This is a genomic window from Umezawaea sp. NPDC059074, from assembly GCF_042738955.1.
GTDB lineage: Bacteria > Actinomycetota > Actinomycetes > Mycobacteriales > Pseudonocardiaceae > Umezawaea.
Window position 1 is genome coordinate 84,527 of the sequence record NZ_JBHYHC010000020.1, and the last position, 14,958, is coordinate 99,484.

A 14,958-nucleotide genomic window follows, 5' to 3' on the forward strand; every position below is an offset into this window, starting at 1 on the left:
CTCTGCATCGTTCCGGCGAGTCTTCGTGTTGCACCTCAGCGGAATTGCCGGGCGAGGGTGCGGGCGCGGTTTCTGATCGACCTGGGTAGTGACGGGTCGTCTGCCATGGCGGTGAGTTTCAGGGCCGCGGTGTTCTTGTCCAGGCGGCCCAGGGCGGTTGCGGCTGTCAGCTTGGTGGTGTCCTTCTCCGCTGGGCTGGTGATGATCGTTGTCAGGGCGGTGATGCGGTCTGCCCTGGGGAGTTTGGTCAGGAAGGGTTTGCGTTGGAGGTAGGTGAGGGAGGGGGAGGTTGCCAGGTCGCGCAGGAAGTCGGAGGGGCGGTCGGTTTTTCGGATGGCGCTGTCCCGTTGGGCGGCGGTGGCTCCGTCCTCGGTTGCCAGGAGGCGGTACAGGGCGGTGGTGCGGCGCGGGCCCAGGTGGTGGGACGGGGGGACGACCGCTTCCAGTCTGGTGTGGAAGGGGAGGTTTTTGTTGGTGATGACGGTGGTCAGTTGGGCTTGGGCGGTGTCGGGGGAGAGTTTTGCCAGCAGGGTTAGGGCGTCGACCTTGGTCTGGTTGTGGGTGGTGAAGCGGGTGATGACGGTGGTGAGGAGTTCTGGGGTGGCTGCTCTTGGGTCGGAGTTCAGGGCGTGGAACTGGGATTCTGGGGATTGGGACTTGTCGGTTGCCAGGGTGGTCATCACCTCTGGGCCTCCGGCCAGGTGGTTCACCAGGTAGCGCGCGAAGTCGAGGCGGGCTGCTGGTGGGCCGGTGCGGTAGAGCTGGGTCAAGCGGGTGGTCAGGCGGTGGGGGACCTCGCGGCGCAGGTCGTTCATCACGTCGGTGCGGACGGTGGTGGTGAGGAGGGTGAAGTGCAGGTCCAAGCCTGTGTCGCGGCGGTGGGACAGGACCTGGCGGGATGCCTCGAGGCGGTGGGCGTCGGGTACCGAGGGGTCGGACGCGGTCGCGGTGTAGAGGTCGATGGCCCTGTCGGGGGTGTGCTTGGCGATGAACTCCGCCGCCTGGTTGCGGAGGTTGTTGTGGGTTACGCGTTCGAAAGCGGTCAGGGCGGTGTCCAGGGTGAACTCCGCCAAGTGGTCGCCGATGCGGAAGCGGGTCGTGCGGGTCACGTGGGGGTCGGTGATGAGCTGTTCGCCTACCTCGACGGAGTCCTCCAGGGAGGTCTCGTGGAGGAACGTCCAGGCGCGGTACCGCTCGGGGTCCGAGGTTCGGGTCAGGGCCAAGTCGCGAAAAACCCCAACGGCGAAGTCGCGGTCGAGTTCCGCCAGCCAACGGGCGAAGCGGGGCCACGTGGGGGTGTCGGACTCGACCAGGCGGTGCAGGACGTCGCGGGTGTGGAGCACGATGTCCTGGGGCACGGGGACTCCGTGGCTCACCAGGGCGGGGATGAAGCCCGCGTTGGTGCGGCGGACCACCGGCCAGGTGAGCAGGCGCAAGGGGCGGTGCAGGTCGGTGCCCGCGTCGGCCCAGGCCGCTACCTCGGCGATCCTGGCGTCCAGGTCCGGCCACGGCCACGTGCGTCTTGGTAAGAGGATCTTGTCCAAGTGGCCTCCTTCGGCGAAACGCAGGCAACCACAAGCGCGCCGAGGAGGAACCGCAAAAGTGCCGTCCGGTCAGGTCACCAAACCGGTGCGGTAGGCGTGGACGACGGCCTGGACGCGGTCGCGGAGGTCGAGCTTGGTGAGGATGCGGGACACGTAAGTCTTCACCGTCTCGTGGCTGATCACCAGGGTCGCGGCGATCTCGCTGTTGGACAGGCCGGTGGCGATGAGGCGCAGCACCTCCAGCTCGCGCGGGGTCAGCGGGGAGTCGGTCGGGGTGCCGCCCGCGGGGCGGATGCGGGCGGCGTACCTGCCGACGAGTTGCCTGGTCACCTCGGGGGCCAGCAGGGCAGCGCCGGAGGCGACGGTGCGGATGCCGTGCAGCAGTTGCGCCGGCGGGGCGTCCTTGAGGAGGAAGCCGCTGGCGCCTGCGCGGAGCGCCTCGTAGACGTACTCGTCCAGGTTGAACGTCGTCACCACGAGCACCTTGACCGGCTCGGCCACGCCCGCGCCCGCGAGCAGGCGGGTCGCCTCGATGCCGTCGAGCACGGGCATCCGGACGTCCATCACGACCACGTCCGGGCGCAGGGTGGCGGCCAGGTCGACCGCCGCCCTGCCGTCCTCGCACTCGGCCACGACCTCCAGGTCGGGCTGGGCGTCGATGATCGTGGTGAAGCCGGTGCGGATCAACGCCTGGTCGTCGCACACCAGCACGCGGACCGGTGCGGTCACGACCGGGTCCCCGCGGGGATGCGGGCGCGCACGACGAACCCGCCGCCCGTGCCCGGGCCGGCGTCGAACTCGCCGCCGAGCACCCGCACGCGTTCGCGGAGGCCGACGAGGCCCCGGCCGCTGCCGCCGGGGGACGCGGAACGCGAACCCGTCCCGTCGTCGCGGACCTCCACTGTGGTCTCCCTGTCGCCGTGGTGCACGTGAACGGTGGTGCGGCTGCCGTGGGCGTGCTTGAGGGCGTTCGTCAGCGCCTCCTGCACGACCCGGTACGCCGTGATCTCGGTGCTGCCGCTGGTTTCCGCGCGGGTGCCGACCTCGGTGAACTCCACCGGCTGCCCGGCCTGCCTGGTCTGCTCCACGAGGGCGTCCAGCTCGCCGACGGACGGGGAACGCGGTTCGCTGCCGTGGTCGGGGTTGAGCAGGTCGAGCAGGTGCCTCAGATCCGTGATCGCGCGCCTGCCGCTGTCGGTGATCGCGGTTAGCGTCTGGTCCAGGCGTTCGGGGGCGGCGGTGAGGTAGCGCGCGGACTCGGCCTGCACGACCATCGCCGTCACGTGGTGCGTCACGACGTCGTGCAGCTCGCTCGCGATCCGCGTGCGCTCGGCGAGCCTCGTGGACTCGGCGACGGCCCGTCGTCGTTCCGCCTCGGCGGCCCGCGTCAGCCGCAGCCACGCCCCGACGCCCCAGGCGATCGTGAGGGCCAGGTAGAACGTCACGAACCCGGCCACGCCCTCGGTCGACCCGCTGCGGTCCAGGGCGATGGCCAGCGGCACGTACGCGGCGGAGATCAGGACCACGGTCATGCGGCGGTGGTGCTCCAGGTGCGCCGCCGCGCTGAGCAGCGCGATCGGCAGCGCCGTGCCCGCGACCGTGTGGTAGCCGCGGAGCTGGTCGACCACGAAACCGAGTGACACCAACGCCAGGCAGAGGGCGGGCCACCGGCGGCGCAGCGCGAGCGGCAGGCACTCCAGGAGGACCACCGCGACGGTCAGCAGGTCGAAGGGGCGGTCGGGCAGGTCGCCGAGCCGCGTCCCGCGGTTGGTCAGCGCGGGGATCGTCGAGGCCACGACGAGCAGCAGCGCCAACGGGAGGTCCCGGACCGTGACGTCCCACCGCTGCCACGGGACCGGGAGTCTCCGGAGGTCGATCACGGGGTGACCTTAGCGGTCGCCTCGACCTCGGCGGCGCGGCGGCGGCGCGGCACGATGTGACCGCGCTTGCGGGCCAGCCTGAGGAACACCACCGTCAACGCCACCCCGGCCACGACGGTGAACAGGCTGCCCTCCGGGCCGAAGTCGCCGCCGGAGAACACCGCCGGGCCCGACGTCGAGGCGTCCAGCAGGCCCTTCGACTCGCCGTTGCCGGAGACCACGACGCTGAAGATGCCGCCGGCGGCGAAGTTCCAGCCGAAGTGCAGGCCGATCGGCGCCCACAGCGAGCGGGTGGCGGCGTAGCAGGCGGCGAGCATGAACCCGGCCTCCACGGAGATCGCGATCGCGCCCCACAGGCCGGCGTCCGGGTTGAACAGGTGCATCGCGCCGAACAGCACACCGGTCAGCACCAGCGCGATCCACGTGCCCGTGCGTTCTTCGAGGATCCGGAACAGCACACCGCGGACGAGCAGCTCCTCCGTCACGGCCGCCGCGGCCATGAAACCCAGCAGCGCCAACGTTCCCGACACCGACCCGAAGCCGTGGACGTGGTAGCCGCTGACCGCCGTGATGGCCATGATCACGACCGCGAACATCCCGAACCCGATCAGCGTGCCGCGGCCGAGCTTGGCGCCCGCACCGGCCCTGGCGACCTCCGTGGGCTCCCGGTGTTCGGTGCGCCGCACCACCCACGCGTAGACGAGGAGCGCGGCCACGGCCGTCGCCACCCCGAGGGGCAGGGCGAGCCAGGGGTTCCCGGCCGCCAAGCCGACGGCCTGCCCGCCGACGAACGCGACCGCCGCCACGGCCAAGAGCTGCTTCACCAGTCGCACGACGACTCCTTCACGAGGTCCGCGGCCAGTGCGCCGCGGCTGAGGAGAACGCTAGGGATCGGCGTGCCGGAAAACGTCCCCGCCCGGTGGACAGTCGTGGGTAGCTCGCACGGGGGACAAGCGCTACCGCGGGGGCGTCCACCGGCCGCCGTCGAGGTGCTCCGGCGACGGTGTCACAAGGCGATCAGGCCCGCTTTCGTCGGGCGGAAGCCGCAGCTGTCGAAGTAGAACGGGTCGAGGTCGTCGTCGAAGTCGACGTGCAGCCACTCGCACCCGGCGGCGCGCGCGTGGTCGACGGCCGTGGCCACGAGGCGTCGCCCCACGCCGTGTCGTCGGACGGCGGCGGTGACCAGGGTGTCGAGCAGGAACGCGTGGACCGCGCCGTCCCACGCCACGTTGACGAACCCGACGAGTTCGCCGTCGCGCTCGGCGCAGACCCAGCCGAGGCTGTGCCGGTTCACCTGCGACCACCAGTCGTCGGTGAGGATCCGGTGGTTGAAGCCCTCCGCGTGCAGCGCGTTGAGCGCGGTGTTGGCGAACCGGCCGCGCCAGGTGTAGTCGATCACCGGGTCACGGTCCCACGTGGGACTCACCACCGCAGCCGGTCCCGCAACGCCCGTGCCACGCGGCCCATCAGCGCCTCCGCCTCCGGTTGCGCCGACGCCGCCACCCGCGACTCCGTCAGCGCCACGACGGCGAACGCCTGGCCGTCGTCGTGCTCGACGACCCCGGCCTCGTGCCGCAGGTTCAGCAGCGTGCCGGTCTTGGACGACCACGTCGACGAGTCGGACGTGAAGTCCGGGGCGAGCCGTTGCCGCAGGACGTTGTGCGCCAACAGGTCTCGCACCCGCGCGGCCACGTCCGGGTCGACGCGCGTCGGCGTCCACAGCTCCTGGAGCAGGTCCGCCATGGCCCGCGCGGTCCCGGAACTGGCGCGGCTCACGTCGAGCTGCGGCACGGGGTGGCCGCGACCGGCCGTGCGCGCGCCGATGGCGAGCGTGTGGGCCAGGTGCACCTCGGCCGGGTCGAAGCGCTCGGCCGGGGTGTCGGTGAGGTCGCTGATCGGGTGCCGCACGGTGATCCCGCGCACCCCGAGGTCGCGCAGGCGGCGGCCGACCTCGGCGGGCGGGGTGAGGGCGAACAGGGCGTCCGCGGCGGTGCCGTCGCTGATCGACGTGCTCAGGTAGACCAGGTCCTCCACGGCGACCGAGACCGGGTGCCGGAACATGCTCAGGCCTGGCGGCCCCGACATCCCCGGCGGCACGAGGATCTGCTCGGCACCGTCCAGCTCGCCGGTGCGGACGCGGTCGAGCGTCGCGATGGCCAGCGGCACCTTCACCAGCGAGGCCAACGGGAACTCGACGTCCGGGTCGATGCCGATCTCGTCGCCGGACCGCAGGTCGCGCACCAGGAACGACCCGCGCAGCCCGCCGTCGGCCAACTCCTCGCGCAGCGCGTCAGTGGTCACGCGTCCACCTCCGCGCCGAGGCACCGGGCGACCGGGTCGGCCAGCGCCGTGCGGATGCGGTCGGCGTCGTCGCCGATCCCGGCCGTCACGTCGTAGCCGCGCGCCAGGACGAGCCCGCCCACCGGCCGCCAGTGCAGGTCCAGCTCGTCGGCCTGGGCGGCCGGGCACAGCAGCAGGTCGGCCGAGCCGAGCACCTCCGCCACGGCCGCCGTCAACGACGCCGCCACCGCCACCTGCGACGGCCGCAGGCCCACCGCGTCCCGCGCCCGCGTGATCCGGTCGCGCACGTGCGGCACGTCGTCCTCCGATTGCAGCCACACCCGCCGCGCGGTCCGCCCGCCGCGTCCCGGTCGCAGCGTGTCCAGGTACACGGTCGCCGCGGCGAACGGCTTCGCCGCGGCCACCCCGAGCGGCACCGACCAGGTGCCCTCCTCGGCGGGCACGGCGACGAGCGCCGCCCGCACCTCCTGGTTCCGCAGCATCTCCACGCGCTCGCCGGGCGGGGCGGGTCGCAGCTCCAGCACCACGCCGCGGGCCCGCGCGTCGGCGTCCAACCGGGCCACCGTCCGGACGCCGCACGACTCCGGCACGGCCAGCCGCAGCGGACGCCGCCCGGCGCGGCGCGCGTCGTGCTCCAGCGCCTCGGCGGCCTGCACGACCCGCTTCGCGGCGGGCAGCACGTCCACCCCGAACGGGGTCAGCCGCACCCGCCGGGCCGTGCGGTCGAACAGCCGTCCGCCGAGGTCGGCCTCCAGCGCCGCGATCCGCCTGCTGGCCACCGACTGCGGGATCCGCGCCGCCGCCGCGCCGAGGGTGAAGCTGCCGCGCTCGCTCACGCAGACGAACGCCCTGCACGCGCCGACCAGGTCCATGACCGAGGAGTATGCCGGAAACGCATCGAACGGGTCGTTTCCGTCTTGGACGGCATGGTGCGGTCGTGGAGAGACTGCGGGCAGATCCACTACGAAGGGAATTCCGGTGACGAACCACCTGCTGCGCCGCGCGTTCGCGGTAGCGCTCGTCGCGACGGCGCTGACCGCGTGCACCGCGGAGGCCGCTCCGACGAGCACGCCGTCGTCCACCGCGGTGTCCGCCCCCGCCTCGCGGTCCCACGAGTTCGCCGAGCTGGAGAAGGCGTTCACCGCCCGCCTGGGCGTGTACGCGATCGACACCGGCACCGGCCGCGAGGTGGGCTACCGGGACGGGGAGCGGTTCGCCTACGCCTCGACCCACAAGGCCCTGTCCGCCGCGGCCGTGCTCCAGCTCAACACCGTGCCCGAGTTGGAGGAGGTCGTCCACTACACCGCGGCCGACGTGGTCTCGAACTCGCCGGTCACCGAGAAGCACGTCGACACCGGCATGACGCTGCGCGAGATCGCCGACGCCGCGATCCGGTTCAGCGACAACACCGCCGGGAACCTGCTGTTCCGCGAACTGGGCGGGCCGACGGCGCTCGGCGCGTTCCTGCGCGGGATCGGCGACACCACCTCGCACGTCGACCGGATCGAGCCGGAGCTGAACGACACCTTCCCCGGCGACCTCCGCGACACCAGCACGCCCAAGGTGCTCGCCGAGGACTTGCGTGCGGTCGCCGTGGACGGCGTGCTGCCCGCCGACAAGCGCGAGATCCTGCTGGACCTGCTGCGCCGCAACACCACCGGCGGCAACACGATCCGCGCTGGCGTGCCCGCGAGCTGGGTCGTCGGCGACAAGACCGGCAGCGCCGCCTACGGCACGCGCAACGACATCGCCGTCCTGTGGCCGCCGCACCACGCGCCGATCGTGCTGGCCGTGCTGTCCGACCGCGCCACGATCGACGCCACCCGCGACGACGCGCTGCTGGCACGGGCGGCCGAGGTCGTCGTGGACGCCCTGCACGTGCGGTAGCCCCGGACGTCAGGCGAAGACGCCCCCGAACACCAGGTCGGCGAACCGCTCGCCCATCAGCCGGTGCGTGGCCGCGTCCGGGTGGAGGTGGTCCGGCAGCGGCAGGTCGGCCGCGTCGGCGTCGCCGTACAGCTCACGGCCGTCGAGGTGGTGCAGGTTCGGGTCGTCGACCGCGCGCTCCCGGACGATCCGGGCCAGCTCGGCGCGGATCACGGCCAGCGTCAGCTTCCCCTGCGCCACCTCGGCCGGGTCGCCCGCGGCCAGGAACGCCATCCGGCCCTCGGCGAGCCCGCTGAAGTCCGGGAAGGTCGGGCCGGGGGTGTCCTCGTGCATCGGGCACAGGACCGGCGACACGACCAGCAGCGGGGTGGTGGGGCGGCCCTCGCGGATCGTGTCCAGGAAGCCGTGGACGGCCGGGCCGAAGGCGCGCAGGCGCATCAGGTCGGTGTTGACGACGTTGATGCCGATCTTGAGGCTGACCAGGTCGGCCGGGGTGTCGCGGATCGCCCTGGCGGTGAACGGGTCGAGCAGGGCGCTGCCGCCGAAACCGAGGTTGACCAGGTCCACCCCGGCCAGCGTCGCGGCCACCGCGGGCCACGTCGTGCTGCCGCTCGCGGCGTTGCTGCCGTGGCTGATGGAACTGCCGTGGTGCAGCCACACCCGGCGGCCGCTCGCGGGAACGGGGGAGACCGGGGCGTCGGTGCGCAGCTCGACCAGTTCGGTGATCTCGTTGTACGGCAACCAGATCTCCACGTCCTTGACGCGGTCGGGCAGGTCGGCGAAGCGCACCTCGCCGACCTCCCCCGGCGTGGTCTCGGACTTCCCGGTGGAGAGGTCCACCGTCAGGACGTTGCCCCCGGTCGCGGTCGCCCGCGCGGTCGGCACGCCGTCTACGACCAGGTCGTAGACGCCGTCCGCCCGTGCGGGCACCCCCGCGTAGGCGGTCTTGGTGGGCAGCACGGCCAGTGCGACGACCGTGGCGGCGGTGCGCAGCACGACGCGCACGCCCGACGGCTGGGCCTCGGCCATCGCGAGCCGCTCGTCGGGGACCTGCGCTCGGGCGCGGGCGGGCAGGCGGTGCGGCAGCAGGCCGTGCGCGGTGCGCTCCAGGTCCAGCGCGCCGCGCACCAGGTCGGCGGTGAGAGGTGTGGTGATCACCCCACCACCTTGTCCCGTGCGGGCCCGGCGCGCGACTCGTCGTGGCCGACCAAGCCGCGGCGGGCAAGTCGTCCGTGACGACGAACACAGCGGCCCGCGGCGTTCCTAGCATCATCGTGCATGAGCAACCTTCACGACGTTCACGCGTGGCTCGACGAGCGGCTTCCGTCGCTGCTGGAGAAGCACGGCGTTCCGGGCGCGGCGTGGGCCGTGCTGCGGGGAGACCAGGTGGTCGACGGGGCCGCCGGTCTGCTCAGCAAGACGACGGGAGTGGAGGCGACCGCCGACTCCGTGTTCCAGATCGGGTCCATCACCAAGCTCTGGACCAGCACGCTCGTGCTCCAGCTGGTCGACGAGGGCCTCGTCGGGCTGGACGAGCCGGTGCGGACGCACCTGCCGGAGTTCCGGATCGCCGACGGGGGCGCGGCCGAGCGGATCACCGTGCGGCAGCTGCTCAACCACACCGCCGGGTTCGAGGGCGACGTCTTCACCGACACCGGGGTCGGCGACGACTGCGTGGAGAAGTACGTGGCCACGCTGGGCGAGGTGCCGCAGCTGTTCCCGCCCGGCGAGCGGTTCTCCTACAACAACGCGGGGTTCTGCGTCCTCGGCAGGCTCGTCGAGGTGGTGCGCGGCAAGTCGTTCGACGCCTGCCTGCGCGAGCACGTCATCACCCCGCTGGGGCTGACCCACACCGCGACGAGCCCGTACGAGGCGATCCTGTTCCGCGCCGCCGTCGGCCACGTCGAACCGGAGCCGGGCGCGGACCTCGTGCCTGCCCCCGTGTGGGCGCTGGCGCGGTCCAACTCCCCGGCCGGGTCGATGCTCGCGATGCGGCCCCGCGACCTGCTCGCGTTCGCCAAGATGCACCTGGAGGACGGCCGCGCGGCGGACGGGACCCCGGTGCTGGCGCCGGGAACGGCCGCCCGGATGCACGATCGGGAGGTGGACCTGCCCGACCTCGGCCTCATGGGCACGTCGTGGGGGCTCGGGTTCGAGCGGTTCGACACCCCCGAGGGCACGATCATCGGCCACGACGGCAGCACGATCGGGCAGGGCGCGTTCCTGCGGATCGTGCCCGAGGCCGGGGTCGCGGTCGCGCTGCTGACCAACGGCGGCGACATGGTCGCGCTCTACCACGACGTCGTCGGCCACGTCCTCGGCGCGCTCACCGACGTCGCCCTGCCCGCGCTGCCCGTGCCGCCCGCGGAGCCGGAGGTCATCGACGCCGAGCGGTTCCTGGGCACGTACTCGGCCCAGGTCTTCGACCTCACCGTCAGCCAGGACGACGACCGGCGGATCTGGATCGACCAGGTCCCCAAGGGCGTCTTCGTGGAGATGGGCGGCAAGGTCGAGCGGACCGAACTCGTCCACTACCGCGACGACATGCTGATCCCCCTCGAAGCCGACCGCGGGATGCGCATGCCCCACGCGTTCGTCGGGGACGACGGCACCGGCCACGCCCTCTACCTGCACCTCGGCCGCGCGGTGCGGCGCGCGGGCGCCTGAAGTCCCACCACCCGACCACAGCACGGGAACGGAACCGCCATGAAGCGGATCACCACGGCGGGCTACGGCCTGTCGCTCTGCCTGGCCGCCGCCGCGCTCGCGGGTTGCGGCGGCGCCTCGACCGGTGGCGGCGGGACCGCCCAGGTCGTCGACGGCGGCACCTTCACCCTCGGGGTCTCCTCCGATCCCGGCAGCCTGGACCCGCAGATGGGCGCGGGCAGCACGCTGTTCGCCGTCACCCAGTTCGCCTACGACCCGCTGGTCAGCGTCGACGGCGAGAGCGGGGAGATCCGCTCGGGGCTCGCGAAGAAGTGGGAGGTCAAGGACTCCACGATCTCGCTGACCCTGGCCGACGGCATCACCTGCGCCGACGGCGCGAAGCTGACGCCGACCGTCGTGGCGGCGAACCTCGACTTCGTCTCCGACCCGAACAACAAGAGCCCGTTCCTGGGCACGTTCTTCCCGGCGGGCGCGAAGTCGGTCGCCGACGACGCGGCGGGCACGGTGACGATCACCCTCGCCCAGCCCGCGCCGTTCGTCCTCAACGGACTGTCCAGCCTGCCGATGGTGTGCCCCAAGGGGATGGCCGACCGGACGTCGCTGAAGACGGCCACCGCGGGCACCGGGCCCTACCAGCTCACCGAGGCCGCGCCCGGCGACCACTACACGTACACGGTCCGCGAAGGCTACACGTGGGGCCCGGACGGGGCCACGACCGCGACCAAGGGCCTGCCGAAGACGGTCGTGATCAAGGTCGTGGCCAACGAGACGACCGCGGCGAACCTGCTGCTCTCCGGCGGGTTGAACGCGGCGCAGGTCGCCGGGCCCGACGCGGAGCGGCTGGAGAAGGCGGGGCTGTACTCCGCCAAGACGCCCGCCCTCGCGGGGGAGCAGTGGTACAACTACGCCGCGGGCCGCGTCACGGCCGACCCCGCGGTGCGGATGGCGTTGACCCGCGCGCTCGACCTCGCCGAACTGCGGAAGGTCCTCACGTCCGGGCAGGGCACCCAGCCGACCGCGCTGGCCGCCAACGAACCCGTCGCCTGCCCCGGCGACTCGGTGGCCAAATCGCAGCCCACGAGCGACCCGAAGGCGGCGGCCGCGCTGCTCGACCAGGCCGGGTGGAAGGCGGGCGGCGACGGCAAGCGCGCCAAGGACGGCAAGTCGCTCGCGCTGACCTTCCTGTACCAGAACAACAACGGCAGCGCGGGCGACGCGGCGGCGGAGCTGGCCGTGCGGCAGTGGCAGGCGATCGGCGTCGAGGCCACGGCGCGCAGCCAGGACGAGACCACGTTGACCAGCACCCTCTTCGGCGCGGGCGACTGGGACGTCAGCTGGGTCTCGCTTAACGTCGGCAGCCCGGACCAGCTCGTGCCGTTCCTGTCCGGCCCGGCGGCCCCGGCGGGCACCAACTTCGCCGCGATCTCCGACCCGGACTACGACAAGGCGGTGACGGCCGCGATGGCGATCCCCGGCACCACCGGGTGCGACGCCTGGCTCGCCGCCGAGGCGGGCCTGATCGCCAAGGCGGACATCGTGCCGTTCGCCGTCAAGGTCCTGCGGACGTTCGGCAAGAAGGCCGAGTTCCAGACCCCCGGCCAGCTGATCCCCCTGAGCATCCGCGTGCTGGCCAAGTAGAGGACGGTGGACATGGCGGTGAACGTGACGGTCACCAGCCCGACAGCGGCCCGGCCGTGGGCGCGGTTCGGCGTCCGACGCCTGGGACGGCTGCTCGTCTCGCTCTGGGTGCTGGTGACGGCGTCCTTCGCCATGATCCACCTCATCCCCGGCGACCCGGTCCGCGGCGCGCTCGGTCCCACCGCGCCGGTGGACCTGGTCGAGGCGCGCAGGCACGCGCTGGGGCTGGACGACCCGCTGCTCACCCAGTACCTGCACTACCTGGAGGGGTTGTTCACCGGCGACCTGGGCACGTCGATCTCCTCCCAGCTGCCGGTGTCCGACATCGTCGCGCAGCGGCTGCCCGCGACGCTCTCGTTGGCGGTGCTGGCTTTCCTGGCCGCGGCGGTGGTCGCGATCCCGCTGGGGGTCGCGATGGGCGTGCTGACCCGGCGCGGCCACGGGCGGCGCACCGAACTCGCGTTCACCACGACCAGCGTCGTCGTGGCCACGGTGCCGGACTTCCTGATCGGCGTCGCGCTGATCTACGTGTTCGGCATCCGGCTGGAGTGGTTCCCGGTGGCGGGCAACGAGACCGCGTCGGCGTACCTGCTGCCGGTGTTCTCGCTGGCCATCGGACCCGCGGCGATCCTGGCCCGGATCGTCCGCGTCGAGATGGTCGGCGTGCTGGAGGCGGACTTCGTCCGGACCGCCCGCGCGAAGCGGCTGCCCGCCCGGACCGTCTACCTGGGACACGCGCTGCCCAACGCCGTCACGGCGGCGTTGACGCTGGGCGGGCTGCTGCTCAGCGCGATGGTCGCGGGCACGGTCCTGGTGGAGAACGTGTTCGCCTGGCCGGGCCTGGGCAGCACGATCGTGCAGTCCATCCTCACCAAGGACTACCCGGTGGTGCAGGCGATCGTCCTCGTCTACGGCGTCGGCGTGCTGATCACCAACCTGGTGGTCGACGTCGCCCTCGCCCTGCTCGACCCGCGCTCGACGATCCGGGAGGACTGAGGAGATGCAGGGACGCTGGTCGCGGGTCGTCCGCACCCCGCTGGGCCTCACGGCGACCGCGCTCGTGGTCCTCGTGATCGCGCTGGCCTGCCTCGGGCCGGTGCTGTGGGGGACGGGCGCCGACGCCGTGAACACCGACGACATCCTCGCCCTGCCGTCGGGCGAGCACTGGGCGGGAACGGACAACCTCGGCCGGGACATCCTGCTGCGGTCGCTCGTCGCGGCCCGGCCGTCGATCCTGCTGGCGCTGGCGGCCATCGTGATCTCGGTCGTGATCGGCATGCTCCTCGGGGCGGCGCCGTTCGTGCTCGGCAGGCGGACCGGCAGGCTCGTGTCGGCGGCGGTCAACATCGCCGTGGCTTTCCCCGGCATCCTGCTGGCGCTGTTCTTCGCGGTCGTGTTCGGCGCGGGCGCGACCGGCGCGGTGCTGGCCATCGGGCTCTCCGGAGCCCCGGCGTTCGCCCGCCTCACCCAGACCCTGGTGGCCGGGATCGCGGCGCGCGACTACGTCGCGGCGGCCCGGATCGCGGGCGTCGGCCGGTTCCGCGTCCTGTTCCGGCACGTGCTGCCGAACATCGCCGAACCGCTGGTCGTCAACGCCACCATCGGCGCGGGCGGCGCGCTGCTGTCGTTCACCGGCCTGTCGTTCCTCGGCCTCGGCGTGCAGTCGCCCTCCTACGACTGGGGCCGCCTGCTCTACGACGGGATCGGCGCCATCTACGTCAACGCGGCCGCCGCGCTCGCCCCCGGCGCGGCCGTGCTGCTGGCGGGCCTGGCGTTCAACCTCTTCGGCGAGTCCGTCGCGAAAGGACTCGGCATCCCCGTCGGTTTCGGCCTGCGGGCGCCTGCGACCACCCGTGCCGCCGCCGTGCCCGAACCCGCGGTCCACGGCGAGGACGCCCGCGAGCCGTCCGACGACGTGGTGCTCGACGTCCGCGACCTGGAGGTCACCTTCCCCGGCCCCACCGGTCCGGTGCTGCTGGTGCGCGGGGTGTCGTTCGAGGTGCGGCGCGGGGAGGCGGTCGGCGTCGTCGGCGAGTCGGGGTCCGGCAAGTCCCTGACCGCGCTGGCGATCACCCGGCTCGTCGCCGACCACGGCCGGGTCGACGCCGCGCGGCTCGACCTGCTCGGCCACGACCTGCTCGCCCCGGACACCGCCGTCCGCCGCAGGCTGCTGGGCACCTCGCTGGCCATGGTGTTCCAGGACCCGATGACCTCGTTCAACCCCACCCGCCGCATCGGCGCCCAGCTCGCCGAGGTCGCCACCCACCACCAGGGCAAGACCCGCCGCGAGGCGATGGCCCGCGCCGTGGACCGGCTGGCCGCCGTGCGCATCCCCGACGCCGAAGCGCGCGCCCGGCAGTACCCGCACGAGTTCTCCGGCGGGATGCGCCAGCGGGCGATGATCGGCATGGGGCTGATGGGCAAGCCCGCGCTGATCGTCGCGGACGAGCCGACCACCGCGCTCGACGTCACCGTGCAGCAGCAGGTGCTCGACCTGCTCGCGGTGATTCGCGAGGCCGACGACGTGGCACTGGTGCTGATCAGCCACGACGTCACGGTCGTCGGCGAGGTGTGCGACCGGGTGCTGGTGATGTACGCGGGCCGGGTCGTGGAGGACCTGCCCGCCGCCGGGCTCGCCACCGCGGCCCGGCACCCCTACACCCGTGCGCTGGTCGAGGCGGTGCCGGACATGGCCACCGACCTGACCAGGCCGCTCGCCACGATCCCCGGCAGGCCGGTCAGCCCCGCCGACGCGCCGCCCGGCTGCGCCTACGCCGACCGGTGCCCGCTGGCCGACGCCCGGTGCCGCGCGGAGGACCCGCCGCTCGTGGCCGCCGAGGGCAGCGGGCACCGGGTCGCGTGCTGGCACGCGGGCGAACCCGTCCGGCCGACCGAGGACCTCGTCGAGACGGTGGAGTCGCTGTGAGCGAGTTGCGGTTCGAGGACGTCACCGTCCGGTACGGCCGGACCACCGCCGTCGACGGCGTCAGCCTGACCCTCCCGGAAGGGGAGGTCGTACGGCTCGTAGGCGAGTCCGGCTC

13 protein-coding genes are annotated in these 14,958 nt (G+C 72.9%); 5 read left to right on the top strand and 8 right to left on the bottom strand.

Annotated elements, in window-relative coordinates; genetic code table 11:
• Positions 1-35: 35 nt before the first annotated feature.
• The 7 genes from ACFWW9_RS12380 to ACFWW9_RS12410 form a co-directional block, all read right to left on the bottom strand.
• A complete protein-coding gene (locus ACFWW9_RS12380; protein WP_390375208.1) occupies positions 36-1,544 on the bottom strand; it encodes a hypothetical protein in 1,509 nt (502 codons plus the stop codon).
• 69 nt (positions 1,545-1,613) lie between these two features.
• Positions 1,614-2,273, bottom strand: a complete 660-nt coding sequence (locus ACFWW9_RS12385; RefSeq protein WP_390375211.1) for a response regulator — start codon at positions 2,271-2,273, stop codon at positions 1,614-1,616.
• Complete coding sequence (locus ACFWW9_RS12390; RefSeq protein WP_390375214.1) at positions 2,270-3,424, bottom strand: sensor histidine kinase; 1,155 nt, start codon at positions 3,422-3,424, stop codon at positions 2,270-2,272. Before ACFWW9_RS12390 ends, ACFWW9_RS12385 begins: the two co-directional genes overlap by 4 nt.
• Positions 3,421-4,257 (bottom strand): CPBP family intramembrane glutamic endopeptidase, encoded by an 837-nt coding sequence (locus ACFWW9_RS12395; RefSeq protein WP_390375217.1) that lies wholly within the window; start codon positions 4,255-4,257, stop codon positions 3,421-3,423. The genes ACFWW9_RS12390 and ACFWW9_RS12395 overlap by 4 nt, the downstream gene beginning before the upstream one ends.
• Positions 4,258-4,430: 173 nt before the next feature.
• Entirely contained in the window at positions 4,431-4,823 is a 393-nt protein-coding gene (locus ACFWW9_RS12400; protein ID WP_390375220.1) for a GNAT family N-acetyltransferase, read from the bottom strand.
• Positions 4,824-4,846: 23 nt separating this feature from the next.
• A complete protein-coding gene (locus tag ACFWW9_RS12405; RefSeq protein ID WP_390375223.1) occupies positions 4,847-5,725 on the bottom strand; it encodes a serine hydrolase in 879 nt (292 codons plus the stop codon).
• The gene (locus tag ACFWW9_RS12410) at positions 5,722-6,597 is read right to left on the bottom strand and encodes a LysR family transcriptional regulator (RefSeq protein WP_390375226.1); all 876 of its coding nucleotides are present in this window, start codon (positions 6,595-6,597) and stop codon (positions 5,722-5,724) included. The genes ACFWW9_RS12405 and ACFWW9_RS12410 overlap by 4 nt, the downstream gene beginning before the upstream one ends.
• 100 nt (positions 6,598-6,697) lie before the next feature.
• Between ACFWW9_RS12410 and bla the strand changes: the two genes are divergently transcribed.
• Positions 6,698-7,612: a class A beta-lactamase gene (bla, locus tag ACFWW9_RS12415; RefSeq protein ID WP_390375249.1), complete on the top strand. Its 915-nt coding sequence runs from the start codon at positions 6,698-6,700 to the stop codon at positions 7,610-7,612.
• Positions 7,613-7,621: 9 nt separating this feature from the next.
• Here the strand turns inward: bla and ACFWW9_RS12420 are convergent, their stop codons facing one another.
• Positions 7,622-8,770, bottom strand: coding sequence for a GDSL-type esterase/lipase family protein (locus ACFWW9_RS12420; RefSeq protein ID WP_390375229.1), 1,149 nt, complete (start codon positions 8,768-8,770; stop codon positions 7,622-7,624).
• Positions 8,771-8,890: 120 nt separating this feature from the next.
• Between ACFWW9_RS12420 and ACFWW9_RS12425 the strand changes: the two genes are divergently transcribed.
• From ACFWW9_RS12425 to ACFWW9_RS12440, 4 genes are read left to right on the top strand one after another with little or no spacing between them, the layout of a single operon-like run.
• The gene (locus ACFWW9_RS12425; RefSeq protein ID WP_390375233.1) at positions 8,891-10,279 is read left to right on the top strand and encodes a serine hydrolase domain-containing protein; all 1,389 of its coding nucleotides are present in this window, start codon (positions 8,891-8,893) and stop codon (positions 10,277-10,279) included.
• A 39-nt stretch (positions 10,280-10,318) separates the two neighbouring features.
• Entirely contained in the window at positions 10,319-11,917 is a 1,599-nt protein-coding gene (locus tag ACFWW9_RS12430) for an ABC transporter substrate-binding protein (RefSeq protein WP_390375236.1), read from the top strand.
• A 12-nt stretch (positions 11,918-11,929) separates the two neighbouring features.
• Entirely contained in the window at positions 11,930-12,913 is a 984-nt protein-coding gene (locus ACFWW9_RS12435; protein ID WP_390375240.1) for an ABC transporter permease, read from the top strand.
• A 4-nt stretch (positions 12,914-12,917) separates the two neighbouring features.
• Positions 12,918-14,843, top strand: a complete 1,926-nt coding sequence (locus tag ACFWW9_RS12440; RefSeq protein WP_390375243.1) for a dipeptide/oligopeptide/nickel ABC transporter permease/ATP-binding protein — start codon at positions 12,918-12,920, stop codon at positions 14,841-14,843.
• The last annotated feature ends 115 nt before the right edge of the window (positions 14,844-14,958 follow it).

Coding starts and splice junctions, on each gene's coding strand:
- ACFWW9_RS12410 (WP_390375226.1), bottom strand. CDS start 6,597: ATGGACCTGGTCGGCGCGTGCAGGGCGTTCGTCTGCGTGAGCGAGCGC.
- ACFWW9_RS12425 (WP_390375233.1), top strand. CDS start 8,891: ATGAGCAACCTTCACGACGTTCACGCGTGGCTCGACGAGCGGCTTCCG.
- ACFWW9_RS12430 (WP_390375236.1), top strand. CDS start 10,319: ATGAAGCGGATCACCACGGCGGGCTACGGCCTGTCGCTCTGCCTGGCC.
- ACFWW9_RS12435 (WP_390375240.1), top strand. CDS start 11,930: ATGGCGGTGAACGTGACGGTCACCAGCCCGACAGCGGCCCGGCCGTGG.
- ACFWW9_RS12440 (WP_390375243.1), top strand. CDS start 12,918: ATGCAGGGACGCTGGTCGCGGGTCGTCCGCACCCCGCTGGGCCTCACG.